This window comes from Amycolatopsis sp. NPDC051128 (assembly GCF_040682715.1).
In the GTDB taxonomy this organism is placed as follows: domain Bacteria; phylum Actinomycetota; class Actinomycetes; order Mycobacteriales; family Pseudonocardiaceae; genus Amycolatopsis.
Genome location: NZ_JBFBBN010000023.1, coordinates 116,988 through 129,832, shown reverse-complemented (window position 1 = coordinate 129,832; position 12,845 = coordinate 116,988). Strand labels below are relative to the sequence as shown.

Here is a 12,845-nt window from a genome sequence, read left to right as displayed (position 1 = left end):
CCCGTGGTGGTTCGCCGGGCGCGGGCTCGCCCCCACTTGGGGGGGGGGGGTCCCCCCCCCCCCCCCACCGCCACATTGGGTGCACTGGACGCACCGAACGCCACATTGGGGCGCTCGGCCGCGACGCGCGACACTAGCGCTGTGATCGCCGAAGTTCACGGGGTGACGGCCTTTTCCGAAACGCGTGAAGATCGAAAAGGGAGGAGCGGTCACCCAGTTTTCGCTAATTGCGGTCCGCGCCGCCGATGATGATTAGGGAAAACGACAGCGACCCCGCCACCGATTCCGTTGTCAGGCGAGACCGTTCCCGGCAGACTGGGCCCATGCGGATCAGACACCAGGTCGTCACCTTCGACGCGGCCGATCTTGCCGCCGAAAGCCGCTTCTGGGCGGGCGTGCTCGGCGGCGAGGTCGAGGAGGACGGCGACTGGCACATGGTCACGGTGGACGGCGCGCCGCGGATCGGCGTCCAGCTCGCCCCCGATCACACCCCGCCGACGTGGCCGGACGGCCCCACGAAGCAGCAGGTGCACCTCGACCTGTGGGTCGAGGACTTCACCGAAGCGCACGAGTGGGTCACCGCCCTCGGTGCCCCGGTACTGAAGGCGGCCGCCGGCACGACGTCCGGGGACGATTTCCAGGTGTACGCCGATCCGGCCGGTCATCCGTTCTGCCTGTGCTGGCTGGTCGCCGAGCAGGGCGAGTGAGCTGAGCCGTGACAGCGCCGAAGGAACGGCCGGGCCTGATCGCGCGGCCCTGGGTGAACGTGCTCGTCCGGGGTGCCGGTGGGCGGCCCGGTGTGCTCGTCGAGGTGATCGGCCTGCTGCTCTGGTTCCTGCTCTTTTCGTGGCTCCACTCCACCGCGGGCCGGGACGTCGCGGCCGCCACCGCCAACGCACTGGCCCTGCAGTCCGCGGAACACGCCGTGCACCTGGACATCGAGCGGAGCGCGAACGGCTGGCTGGCCGCGAATCCGGTCTTGAGTCAGCTGGCGGTGTACCTGTACCGGCTGTACTACGTCGTGATCACCGGTGTCCTCGTGTGGGCGTTCGTCCGGCGCGCCGGCGTCTACCGCAAGGTCCGCCGGACGCTGGTCGCGATGACGGTCCTCGTCCTGCCGGTCTACTGGGCGGTGCCGATGTCGCCGCCGCGGTTCGCGCTGCCGGGCGCGGTCGACATCGTTGCCCGGTACGACATTCTGAACCAGGCGTCCCGGGAGAGCTGGACGAACCCCAGCAGCTACACGGCCATGCCCAGCATGCACGTCGGCTGGTCGCTGTGGTGCGCGTACGCCGTGTGGTCCGCGCTCCGGGCCACCCATCCACGACTGGCGCTGCTGCCGTGGATCTTCCCGCTGCTGATGACGGCGGACGTGCTCGCCACCGGGAACCACTACGTTCTCGACGTCGTGGGCAGCGTCGTGCTGGTGGCCGTGTCCGTCGCCGTGGCGTCCCTCCTTCCCCTGCCCGCGGGGAAATTCCGGGATGCTCCGAAGGGCCACCATCAGGGCACCAGATGCTCTGATGGTGGCCTTCAGGTACTGCGGTCTGACCTGGGGTTTTGCATCTTGCGTGGTCCTCCGCAGTCTTCCATCAAAGTCCACTGTTTGCGCTGGTCACGCGGCATCTTGATCATGCTGGATTCCGGCTTCCTCCGTAGTCTTCCTCGGGACGAGTGTCACACGATCTGTCAGACGCTCGGATACGGCTTGACCAGCGCTCAATGACCGTGATGCCTCGCGTGCTTCCTGGAGCCGTTCACGCATCTGTGGGGTCACCTGGCGGTAGCCGTCCGTCTGGGAGTCCTTGCTGTGACCCATGGTCTTGCGCCGAAACTCGGAGTCGAGTCCGCCGTCAGCCGTCCATGTAGACCAGCCGCGCCGGGTGGCGTACGCGCTCTTGTACGGCAAGCCGTTCGCCTTGCAGAACAGCCGTAGGGCCGTCGTAATCGACCGTGCCGCGATGATGCCGCCGGTACGGTTGCGGAACACCAGCTCGCCACCCGTGCACGCCGTCTCGCGTAGGTTCTCGCCGACCAGATGGACCATGCCGCATCCGGCCGTCACGTCGCGGTCGCCGATGTGCTGGCGCGCGATCTCGATTGCTCGGTCGGTCAACGGAACCCTGCGCGACTCCCCATCTTTCGGAGATTCACGGATGAGTCGCTTACCGGGCACGAGCACGTCACGGGTAACCATGAAACCCTTGTCGAGCCGGAGCATGGCAACGTGTAGGCCGGTTGCTTCGGACGGGCGCACACCCGTTTCGTAGCAGAATTCCACGACGTCCATGTAGTCCTCGCGGAACCCTTTCGCCTTCAGCGCGGCAATGTCGGAATCCTCGAAGTAGGGGCGTTCCTGTTTGCGGATTTTCGGCAAACCCATGTCCGCGCTATACGGCGCAATGGTCAAAACGCGCTTGTCGACTGCTAGTTTTACCCAAACCTTGAGCAAGTAGTAGAGTTTTTCCGTGTACGATGCCGAAAACTTGGGCGCGAGCGTCTCTTTGATCCAGTCCTTAATGTCGTCTTCGGTGATCTCGTTCAACGGCGATTCGCCCCATCGCGGGAGAATGTGCACGCGCATCATTGTCTGTTCTTGTGCGTCGCCATCGCTGCCCGGATGGCGGTTGCCATCGTAATTGCGCTCCCACCACACCCGGAACAGCGTGGTTGCTTCCGTGTTGAGCGAAGTGGGAGCCGCGCCACGTGCGCGCCGTTCCTCCGCGTTCGCAACCCGCAGGGCCTCACGCTTGTTGTAGTAGATCACGTTCGACCCGTCGGGGTTCTTGACGGACCGACGTTGCCGGTTCGCGCCTTTGCCAACCGCGTAACCCGCGCAATAGCGTTTGCGCAAGTTGCCATTCTCGTCCCTCTCCGGTCTTTGCGGAATTACCCATGCCATTGTCTTATCCTTTCCTCTCCGTGAGAATCTTCGGTCTACTCGTTCCCTTTCCTCGTGCCCAATGCCACGCGTCGGCGTACTCCAGGGCTGCCCTACTCGTGATCTTCACCGGTTCGCCCGGGTCCTCTGACGGCAGTAGCAGGGCGAGCGGCGAGCAGTCCAGCGCCAAGGCCAGGGCGACAAGATCATCGACGCTGGCAGCTCGCGCGCCGGTCTCGATCCGCAACACGGCATGACGGCCCATAGGGTGCCCTAGCTGCGTCAATAGCGCAGCAACGTCGGCCAACGATAGCCGCAACCGCTCCCGGCGAGCCCGGACGTTGGCCGCCACCTGGTCCCTGACCGGCCCCTTGATCGTTTCCCTAGTTGGTGCCATAACAGCAACAGTACACCTGGATGTGCCGACAACCGCGTAGTAACGGTTGCGTAACGCCTGAATGCTGCGTATTCCTACATCTTCCTACTTCTTACGACTTCTTCCTGCTTCTTACCCATTGGCGAACGGTCGGACACTAGACACCCGAAGTAGTGTCGAAGGAGAAGCGCGAGCCGGACCCCATTCACACTCCGGGCACGACCCGCGACCGTCGAGGCCTTTCGCCTTCTGACCGCAGTGACGGGAATTCATTATGGCTTCATCCGTCTTCAGTGCTCGCGCCCGTTTGGCCGTTGTCACGCGTCACCATCCTGATGCTGACACGGCGGATCTTCAACGGGACCTCAGGGTTGCCAAGGCTGAGCAGTATCTCAAGCGAGTTGTTGCCGCAGTTCCACCGCTCACTCCCGAGCAGGCGGAACGTCTCCGCGCCTTGCTGACCCCATAAAGCTTGAATGAACTGACCCGTAAGAAAACCGCCCTTGCTGGATGTCATGCAGCAAAGGCGGCTTCCCTGAAAGGCGTCCGCTATGAACAAACCCGATTCTAGCGCACGGGCCGACGCGCCGCCACCGTCCAGTGGTGGGCCGACCGAGCCCGCGCTCACCCCCTTGGACTCCCTCTTGCATGACGCGATGATGTGGCGTGCGCTTAATAGCTCGCTGCATGTCGCCGAGTTGCTTTCTGAATGGTATGAGTGGTATCAGCGGCGCCAGGCCCGCGAGACGTCCGCCGCGATCAACGAAGCCGCGAACTGGCTGAAGGTCGCGACAACGCCCACGTACGCCGAACTGCGGCGTCGACGGGACGTAGCTACCACTGTCCCGCTGACGCCCGAGCAGATTCGCACGCGTGCTGCTGCGTCGGCGGCGGACGTCGCTTCGTGGGCCGACCACCCCGGCGCTAAGTGGATCATGCAGCGGGGGTACGGTCGATGACCGCGATTCCGTACGGAAACGACTACCCCGCCAGCGGCGCCTGGCTGGATCACGACGGAACGGTTCACGGCAACGGCGACGGGGTCGCGATTCTTGACCGCGTGTACGACTTCCTCGGACGGTTCGTCGCATATCCAAGCGATGCAGCTCAGATCGCGCACGCGCTGTGGATCGCTCATACGCACCTAATGGACGAGTGGGAGACCACAGCGCGGATCGCGTTCCTGTCGCCCGAACCAGCATCTGGCAAGACTCGCGCGCTGGAGGTATCGGAGCTTCTGGTGCCGAATCCGATCATCGCGATTAACATGTCGCCGTCATACCTGTTTCGCAAGGTGGGAAACGACAGTCCGACCATTCTCTACGACGAGATCGATACGGTGTTCGGCCCTGCTGCGAGAGGCAACGAAGAAATTCGCGGCTTGCTCAACGCTGGCTATCGTCGCGGTGCGATCGCCGGCCGAAGCAGGGTTGTTGGAAAAACGGTCGTGACAGAAGATATCCCTGCATATTGCGCGGTCGCGCTCGCCGGGCTGGGTTCGTTGCCGGACACCATTTTGACGCGGTCGGTGATCGTCAGGATGCGGCGACGAGCGCCCGGCGAACAGGTCGAACCATTCCGGCGGCGAATGCATGAACCGCAAGGAACGGCGATACGGGATGAATTGGCCGCATGGGCCGACACCATCAGCATCGACGGCGAATGGCCGATCATGCCGGAAAGCATCACCGATCGACCGGCCGATATCTGGGAACCACTCATCGCGGTTGCGGACCAAGCGGGTGGCTCGTGGCCGGATCGTTCCCGTCGCGCCGCGGTCGCCTTGGTAGCCGAAGCCATGGACGCCACGCCGAGCCTTGGCATCCGTCTTCTTACTGACCTCCTAACCGTGTTCGACGGCGCCGAGAAGATGACCACGACGGACGTCCTCGCCGGGCTGTGGAAGCTGGAGCTGTCACCGTGGGCTGACCTGAACCGTGCCCCGCTCAACGCGCGCAAGCTGTCCGACCTGTTGCGCGGGTACGGAGTCCGACCGACCACGGTCAAGATCAACGGCATCGGCTCGAAGGGCTACCGGGCAACCGGCGTGACCGGACTCGGCGACGCGTGGGCCCGCTACCTGCCGGGTTACGGCGGTCACGGCAGTAACGGCACTCTCGCCCTGCCCGGCGTCACGACCGGCGAGGCGGACAGCCAGGACCTGGCAGATGCCCCGACCAGGTCGAGCGAAGAGACCGATTAAGGCTGGTGATCGCCCACCTGTCCAAAGTGCCGTAACCGCCGTGACTGCCGTGACCTCAAGTGCCGCGTGGCTCATGAGCCGTGAACGGTGAAGATCAATACGGCGACCGGACCCGATACAAATCGTCGTACTTACTCCCGATGCGCCGGAGGGTTAGAGCTAGGGGGGTGGGGGCCAATCGTGATCACCGATGGTCAACACCGGCACCCGTGCCCTTGCCTTGTATCGCTGTTAACACTGCTCAAACCTTGCTCATTCAATTTTTTTTGAAAGGCAATAACCAAATGCTAAATCGCATCGGACCAGAACTCGACTTGCGCGAGCTCGACGAAAACCAACTGCACGAAATCAAAAACGAATGCTATCTGGCCAGCGTCAATCCGGAAGAGAACAGGATAACCAGGATTTTTTATGGCGCGGTCGCCTGTGCGGTGGACGCCGAGGTCACCTATCGCGTGTTGAGCTACTCCGAATCGCTGAACGTCCCCGACCATTTGTAGCCCCGACGCGCTCGACCTTCATTTCGACCTCCCAGTGTCCCAGCTCGCGGCTTTTGCGGCGATGGTAGCCCCGAGGGATGCCCCGGCCCCGAAAAACCGTTACAGTCGCTCTTAGCCGGTCGGCCAGGGTCGCCGGTTTTTGAGTCGGTCGGCCACAGGTGTCGCCCGACGGTTCGAGCAAGTGGCCAGGGGCCGCTACTCGACAGGAAACCCATTCATTGCGCCATTGTTGCGCACCAATCCTGTTGGGTAAAAGCAAATGGATATGACCGAGACGCTACGGAAGCAACGTGAAATCGACGCCGAGATCCGTCGGCTGGATCGATTTAACGAATTGACAGAGCCGCAGGGCATTCGCTATCAAGAACTGCGAACCGCGTCAATCGAATTGCAACGCGTCATTCTTAAAGATTCATACGCCAAGGGTCACGTCGAAGACGGCACCCCATCGGACAATGACAACGCGCGTGATCGATGGGGCGGAACCCTTGTGCAACGGGGTGACCCCTGGCGGGAAAGCATCGCCGCACCGGCATACGGCGGATCTCATGACACCGTGGCTGAGCTGCGGGGCCGCGCCCGCACGGCTATCGAGCGAACCGCTCACGCGCCGGATGGTGGGCGCGACCGGATCACCCGCGCACTTGATTCCGAGCAGGGTGGAAGCCTGAACAAGATTGCCGCATGGTCTATCGCCACTTCGGACCCGGCATACATGCGCGCCTTTAGCAAGCTTGCCGTTGACCCGATGAACGGTAACCGCGAATTCACCGGTGACGAGCTGAACGCGTTCCAGCGTACCCAGTCGCTTGCTCGCGCTATGTCGTTGACCGATGCTTCCGGTGGATACCTCATTCCCTTTCAGCTGGACCCTACGGTGATTCTCACGTCGGATGGCTCGACTAACCCGCTGCGGCAGATTGCCCGCACGGTGGTGGCCACGGGGGATGTTTGGAACGGTGTTAGCAGCGCCGGTATCACGGCTGGCTGGCTCGCAGAAGCGGCAGAAAATTCGGATAATGCTCCGACCCTGGCGCAGCCTTCGATCAACGTGTACAAGCAATCGGCTTTCGTTCCAGTGAGCGTCGAATCATACGACGATATGGCCAACGGCGCCGCCGAAGTCACTAGCTTACTTTTCGATGCCGCTGACCAGGTCGATTCACAGGCGTTCATCCTCGGCACCGGTAGCGCCCAGCCGTTCGGCATTGTGACCGCGCTTGTCGGCACCGCTTCGGTCGTCAGCTTGACCGGTGGCACATTGGACGCCGTCGACTTCACATCCACGCAAGAGGCGCTCGGACCTCGTTTTCAGCCTAACGCCCAATGGATTATGCACTTGGTCTCACTTAATCGCGGGCGGTCGATCATTGCCGGAACTGGTCTGACCACTCCAATGATCGAAGGCAATCCGCCGATTCTGCTTTCCAAGATTGCTAACGAGGCCAGCTATATGGATAGCACAATCGCGGCCGGCACTACCCACGACTATTTGGCTGTTTACGGCGACTTTTCGAACTATGTTATCGCGGACCGGATTGGATCCACTGTGGAATTGGTCCCCCATTTGTTCGGTGCAAACCGTAGGCCTTCCGGCCAGCGTGGCTGGTGGTTAATGCGACGTGTTGGCGCAGACAGCGTTAACGATGCCGCTTTCCGAATGCTCGACAAGTCAGCGTAATCAGGCTTGCCGGTTGGGACGCACGGGTCCCGCGATCTTCTATCCATGCCGTAGCCGGGCGCGGGACCCGTGTTCAATCGTCATTCGCTGGCGGCGTCCGCCTCAGTCGATCCGGGCGTACGTCACAAGCACTTCGTTCACGTCGTCCAGATTGAGGGCGTACGGGAAGGGCTGGCTACCAGCCACCACACCGTTGGTGTCCGCGTCGACGACCATGAACCCGTTGCGGTACTTGGTGATCCGCAGTCCGAGACGGCGGGCGCGTCGCCGGGCGCGATCTTCGATGATCTTCTGATTGCTCATTTCTTGCATGGCTCCCTAGGGCAGTCGATGGGTCTGATTGGACCCTCGCCGTGCCGGGCCATGCCTCGCGAAGCCGTACCGCGTCATGTCAGAGCTAGGCGTCCAGGATACCAAGCCAGCGCGGGCATGAGATGCCAACGTCCGCACCACGCGACTAGCCCGTCCGCGCAGCTCGCGCACAAGTGGAACCCGGCCGACGCGCCAAGTGGAGGGCGAGGCGCATCGGCCGGGAGATCAGCGGCTCTGCCGGGTGTGCTGCTGCGGGATACCGCGCTCCCGCCGGTGGATCGCATCGCAAACGGGGGCACGATGTCGGCACCCCGTGCGCGCGGCGCTGCTCCAGGGGCTCGAACGCAGCGGATGCCGTTTCGCCGCACAGCATCGTGATGCCCTGACCCGGCTTCGGGATGCCGGTCAGCCGGGTCCGGTGCCATTCGCCATCGATCACGGGGTGGAGTGCCTCAGTGTCGAGGTAGATCACGGCCGTCACGATGGGTACCGGCTCTGCTTCGGCCAATGCCGCTGAACCTCCGCTTGCGCGGCTCGCCACTCGTCGTCCGTCATCTCCGACAGCGGGCGAAATGGCTCGTCGTCGGCCGTCGTCGGCTGCGGCTCGTCGGCGGGCGGAACAAGATCGGTCACATCACTTAGCGTCGTCGCTAACGAACACACACGGTAGGGAAGAGAGCTAGGAAGACGCAGGAAGATATAGGCTGGTCGCATGCCTGACCTGGTCCCGAACGATCGGCTACGCCTCGCCCGCGAGGCCATGTCGTCGCGCCGGTACCCGGGCACCCCGATGGGGCGTACCGAGCTGGCCGCCTTGGTCGCTCAGTGGATCGAGCGGCACGACGAAAAGGGACGCTCTCACCCGTTCGATGCCGTGCACTTGGGCAAGATCGAACGGGGCGTAGTCAAGCGGCCAGGCCCGATCATCCGGGCGGCTCTGTGCGCCGTGCTGGACGCCTCGGAGTGCGACCTGGGGTTCCTGCGGCCGCCCGACGCTGACCGGGTCGCACAAGCCGCGTCAGGCCGCCTAGCGACCGATTCGGCGGCTATCGATGCCGTGGCGCAGGTGCTGGCCAGCGTCCGGCGGTTAGAGGATGCGGCCGGGGCCGCCGAAGTCCTGCCGACCGTTCGTGCCCAGGCTGCCCTAGCGACACAGCTTGCCGACAACGCGCGCGGGAACGTCCGTCCGAAAGCGGTTGGCCTGCTCTCCGAACTGGAGCAGTACCAAGGGTGGTTGAACATCCCGCTCCAACGGTGGGACGAATCCCGCCGATACCTTGATCGGGCAAGCGTGCTCGCACTCGAAGCGGACGACCCGACACGGTTGTCAACCGCGTTGAGCTTCGCGGCCTATCGAAACCTACGGCGTAACGATCTTCGGTCGGCCGACGCACTGAACGAAGCGGCCGCGCGAGATGACCGCGTGAACATCGGGCTAAGGACGTACGTCACCTTTCAGCGTGCGGAAGTCCTGGCACGCGATGGGAGCCGGACCGAAGCGCTAGCACGGTTGCGCGAGGCTGATCGGTTGTCAGAGCATCTACCCCCGGCGGACGAGCTGCCCGATTCGGGGTACTGGTACGTGCCATCGTTCTTCCACGGTCAACGGGCGTTCGTGCTGCACGCGCTCGGCGACCACTCCGGCGCAGCGCGGCTAGCTCGTGAAGCCATCGCGATGATGCCCGAGTCATGGCGCGATGCCGAATGGGCCGGACGTCGGCGGGCACTGGCCGAACTGGAGAGCTAGCCGTTGCCTGATCGTCGTTGCCGCATGAGAACGGCCCCCCTTCCATCGCTGGTCGGGGGGCCGTTCGTTCGGGACGTCTGTCACACGGCTGTCAGATGATCAGTAGTGAATTGCCAGGTCAAAGCCACTTTCGTACCTGTAGGTGGCCTTCAGAGCATGTCGCCCCTCCCGCGATCCGGCTCAGCCGACCGGTTCCGGGATCCCCAGTGACTCGCGATACCAGTCCGCCGCCTCCTCCAAGCGCCGGGCGAAGCCCGGACCCGGTGAGACGCCGGTGAGTTTCCAGATGCGGCTGCTCTCGTACCAGTGATCCTGTGTGAGCAGGGAGTACTGGTGGTCGCTCAACGACGGCATGGCCGCGCGCGTGCGGGCGCGGTGCTCGTCGAGCGGCAGGTCCCCGACCGGCAGCGGCATGCCGAGCAGCCCGCACATCGCGGTGATCAGCTGGCGCACCGGGACCGGGCGCGGGTCGGCCACGTGGAAGACCTCCCCCGCCCGCTCGGCCCGGGGCGTCAGCGCCAGCACCGCGATCGCCGCGGCCAGGTCGGCCACCGCCACCAGCGACGCGCACGCCGCGCCGCCCGCCGCCCACGACGGGACCGCCCGGACCCAGCGGGCCAGCGCCGGCACCACGTGCCGGTCGCCGGTGCCGTGGACCAGGTGCGGCCGCAGCACGACGCCGCCGGCGGCCAGCACCAGCCGCTCGCCCGCCAGCCTGCTGCGGCTGGTCGCCGACGCCGGCTCCGTCACCAGCCCGGACCCGCCCCCCGGCTCCGCCGCACCCCGGTGGACGCCGTCGCGGTAGACCGCGCACGTGCTGAGGTACAGCACGCCCGTGGTACCCGCGCTGCGGGCTTCGGCGAGGATCTTCGCCGTGCCGTCCTCGTTGACGGCCGTGCACAGTGCGGGTTCCCCGCCGACCTGCGACGCGAGGTGCACCAGCGTGGTGATCCCGGCGCACAGCCCGGCGAGACTCGGCGCGTCGGTGAGGTCACCGCGCCACGTCGTCACGCCCGCGTCCGTCATCCACGCCGGTACCAGGCCCCGGACGAGGACGCGGACCCGGGTGCCCATGCCTCGCGCGACCAGCTCGCGCAGCACCGCGGTGCCGACGAAGCCGGTCGCGCCGGTCACCAGGATGTCCGTCCCGCCGACCGTCGGCTCCCCGGCACTCATGACAAACGCATCCCCAGCGTGCCGTGCGCGGCCGTGGCACCCTTCTGCCGGATGTCGATCCGGACCGTCCGCAGGCGGCCCGGTCCGGTGACGTCCGCTTCGGCCACCAGCCGGCAGTCGGAGTCGAACTCCACGTAGGTGTCGAACCGGAACTCCGCGCGCCCGGGGATGGCGTACGGGTCGCCGACCGCCAGCAGGGCGGCCTGCCGCGCGCCTTCGATGAGCGCCATGCCCGGCACGTGGTCGACCGCGTGGTCGAAGAGCACCGCGTGGTCCGGGTCGCAGCGCAGCGACCAGGTGCCGTCCGTCGGCGTCGCCGCCACCAGCACGTCCTCGGCACGGTCGCGGCCGACCAAGGCCGGCGCGACCGCGGGCAGGACCGCCGCCTGGAACGGTGTCGCCGCGAAGTGGTCGCCCCGGACCCGGCGGTAGACCGCCGGGGAGACGCAGCGCCAGCGCTCCGAAGCGGTACCGATCAGGTGACCGTCGCGGAAACATTCGAAGTCCAGCCGCATGCCACCGACGTTCTTGCCCCGGTACTCGACCTCGTGCGCGCTGACCCGCAGGACCACGTCGACCGGGCGCCCGAGCGTTTCCAGCCCCGCCTCGTCGACCGAGTAAACCTTGTGGTCGGACAGGAAGCTGTGGCTGGTCGGGATGCCGTACGCCCGGTGCGCGATCAGCAGCACCGCCTGGCGGATCGTCTCCGCGTAGAGCATCGGGTCGTGGAACGCGGGCGTCCTCGGCCCGAAGAAGCTGTGCCGGCGCGGCCACTGCGCGCCGACTTCGAACCGGCCTTCGCCGAGGATGTTCAGGTCGGTGACGAAGACTTCCGAGACGGCCGCGCGGTGCACGAGGCTCCGCGGGATCGTCTGCTGGAAGTCGACTGTTTGCGTCGCCGGCCTTCCGTCGATCTTGGTTTCGGGTATTTCGCGCACAGAACCTTGAATCACCGTGCTGACCATGACGGTCCTCCCAGAATGAGCTACCCCAGTACCCCAGTACCCCAGCACTCCCCCGTAACATTTGTAGCTCACTCGGCGTGCGAAAACCATACCAACCGAGCGGTTTTTTTCACTGGATTTCCCGGACCGCCCGACGTACACTGGCCCATTGACACATCCGGCGATGCCGCCGAAGTGGTCCGCTGTGGACCACCTCCGGCGGCCGGTGAGAGGAGCTGAATTGGCTCGCCAAGTGCGTGCGGAGCAGACACGGACCGCGATCCTCGAGGCCGCGGCCTCCCGGTTCGACGCGGTCGGCTTCCTCGGTGCGAGCCTGTCGGACATCCTCGCCGAAGCGGGTGTCACAAAGGGCGCGCTGTACTTCCACTTCAAGTCCAAGGAAGATCTGGCCGACGCGCTCATCGACGAGCAGTTCACGGTCTGGGAACCCCTGGCGGCGATCGAGAATCCGGGGCTGCAGACGGTCATCGACCTCACCCAGGGGATGGCGGCCAGCCTGCGGTCCAACGTCCGGGTACGGGCCAGTATCCGGCTCGTCATCGAGCACGGCTCGTTCGTCACGCCGGCGGGCAACGTGTACAAGCAGTGGATCGACACGATCCACGGCTGCCTGCTCGCGGCGAAGGCAGCGGGCGACCTGCGCAAGGACGTCAACGCCCACGATCTGGCGCAGTTCGTGGTGGCCTCGTTCACCGGGATCCAGCTGAGTTCGCAGGTGCTGACCGGGCGGGCGGACCTGCTGGAGCGGGTCACGTTCATGTGGACCACGATCCTGAACTCCGTGGTGCCGCCCCGCCGCCTGCACCGGTTCAACCCGATGGGCACGAACCACGCGATGGAGCCCGTCACGGCTTGAGAAACGTGGGAAACGGGCGGTCCGGCGGCAACGCCGGACCGCCCGTTTCTTGTCTTCGCACCGCGGAGGCTGCCACCGGGAACGGCATCCGCTCGTGCTCATTCACCCGCGCCGCGAGCAACCGACCTCCACGGCGGCCGGCTCACTC

At 65.0% G+C, this 12,845-nt stretch carries 14 protein-coding genes; 8 read left to right on the top strand and 6 right to left on the bottom strand.

The window, feature by feature from the left end; all coding sequences use genetic code 11:
* Window positions 1-323: 323 nt before the first annotated feature.
* Together AB0M82_RS23650 and AB0M82_RS23645 are read left to right on the top strand one after the other, a co-directional pair.
* A complete protein-coding gene (locus AB0M82_RS23650) occupies window positions 324-707 on the top strand; it encodes a VOC family protein (RefSeq protein WP_364725500.1) in 384 nt (127 codons plus the stop codon).
* A gap of 8 nt (window positions 708-715) precedes the next feature.
* A complete protein-coding gene (locus AB0M82_RS23645; protein WP_364725497.1) occupies window positions 716-1,726 on the top strand; it encodes a phosphatase PAP2 family protein in 1,011 nt (336 codons plus the stop codon).
* On the opposite strand, the gene AB0M82_RS23640 is transcribed toward AB0M82_RS23645, so the two are convergent.
* The 3 genes from AB0M82_RS23640 to AB0M82_RS23630 form a co-directional block, all read right to left on the bottom strand.
* Window positions 1,616-2,854, bottom strand: coding sequence for a tyrosine-type recombinase/integrase (locus AB0M82_RS23640; protein ID WP_364725494.1), 1,239 nt, complete (start codon window positions 2,852-2,854; stop codon window positions 1,616-1,618). The genes AB0M82_RS23645 and AB0M82_RS23640 overlap by 111 nt on opposite strands.
* A 52-nt stretch (window positions 2,855-2,906) precedes the next feature.
* A complete protein-coding gene (locus AB0M82_RS23635) occupies window positions 2,907-3,278 on the bottom strand; it encodes a helix-turn-helix transcriptional regulator (RefSeq protein WP_364725492.1) in 372 nt (123 codons plus the stop codon).
* Window positions 3,279-3,537: 259 nt separating this feature from the next.
* Window positions 3,538-3,774, bottom strand: coding sequence for a hypothetical protein (locus AB0M82_RS23630; RefSeq protein ID WP_364725489.1), 237 nt, complete (start codon window positions 3,772-3,774; stop codon window positions 3,538-3,540).
* A gap of 34 nt (window positions 3,775-3,808) precedes the next feature.
* On the opposite strand from AB0M82_RS23630, the gene AB0M82_RS23625 reads away from it, so the two are divergent.
* From AB0M82_RS23625 to AB0M82_RS23610, 4 genes are all read left to right on the top strand, one after another.
* Complete coding sequence (locus AB0M82_RS23625) at window positions 3,809-4,216, top strand: hypothetical protein (protein WP_364725486.1); 408 nt, start codon at window positions 3,809-3,811, stop codon at window positions 4,214-4,216.
* A complete protein-coding gene (locus tag AB0M82_RS23620; RefSeq protein ID WP_364725484.1) occupies window positions 4,213-5,460 on the top strand; it encodes a DUF3631 domain-containing protein in 1,248 nt (415 codons plus the stop codon). The genes AB0M82_RS23625 and AB0M82_RS23620 overlap by 4 nt, the downstream gene beginning before the upstream one ends.
* 167 nt (window positions 5,461-5,627) lie before the next feature.
* On the top strand, window positions 5,628-5,960 hold the full coding sequence (locus AB0M82_RS23615) for a hypothetical protein (protein ID WP_364725481.1): 333 nt from the start codon (window positions 5,628-5,630) through the stop codon (window positions 5,958-5,960).
* Between the two features lie 265 nt (window positions 5,961-6,225).
* Window positions 6,226-7,641 (top strand): phage major capsid protein, encoded by a 1,416-nt coding sequence (locus tag AB0M82_RS23610; protein WP_364725478.1) that lies wholly within the window; start codon window positions 6,226-6,228, stop codon window positions 7,639-7,641.
* A gap of 102 nt (window positions 7,642-7,743) precedes the next feature.
* On the opposite strand, the gene AB0M82_RS23605 is transcribed toward AB0M82_RS23610, so the two are convergent.
* The gene (locus AB0M82_RS23605; protein WP_364725475.1) at window positions 7,744-7,944 is read right to left on the bottom strand and encodes a hypothetical protein; all 201 of its coding nucleotides are present in this window, start codon (window positions 7,942-7,944) and stop codon (window positions 7,744-7,746) included.
* Between the two features lie 721 nt (window positions 7,945-8,665).
* Here AB0M82_RS23605 and AB0M82_RS23600 point away from each other — a divergent pair.
* Window positions 8,666-9,700 carry an XRE family transcriptional regulator gene (locus AB0M82_RS23600; RefSeq protein WP_364725472.1) on the top strand — a complete coding sequence of 345 codons (1,035 nt, stop codon included), beginning with the start codon at window positions 8,666-8,668 and terminating at the stop codon, window positions 9,698-9,700.
* Between the two features lie 180 nt (window positions 9,701-9,880).
* Here the strand turns inward: AB0M82_RS23600 and AB0M82_RS23595 are convergent, their stop codons facing one another.
* Window positions 9,881-10,876, bottom strand: coding sequence for an NAD-dependent epimerase/dehydratase family protein (locus AB0M82_RS23595; RefSeq protein WP_364725469.1), 996 nt, complete (start codon window positions 10,874-10,876; stop codon window positions 9,881-9,883).
* Complete coding sequence (locus AB0M82_RS23590) at window positions 10,873-11,829, bottom strand: ScbA/BarX family gamma-butyrolactone biosynthesis protein (RefSeq protein WP_364725466.1); 957 nt, start codon at window positions 11,827-11,829, stop codon at window positions 10,873-10,875. The genes AB0M82_RS23595 and AB0M82_RS23590 overlap by 4 nt, the downstream gene beginning before the upstream one ends.
* A gap of 232 nt (window positions 11,830-12,061) precedes the next feature.
* Here AB0M82_RS23590 and AB0M82_RS23585 point away from each other — a divergent pair, with 232 nt between their 5' ends.
* Complete coding sequence (locus AB0M82_RS23585) at window positions 12,062-12,697, top strand: ScbR family autoregulator-binding transcription factor (RefSeq protein ID WP_364725463.1); 636 nt, start codon at window positions 12,062-12,064, stop codon at window positions 12,695-12,697.
* Window positions 12,698-12,845: the final 148 nt, after the last annotated feature.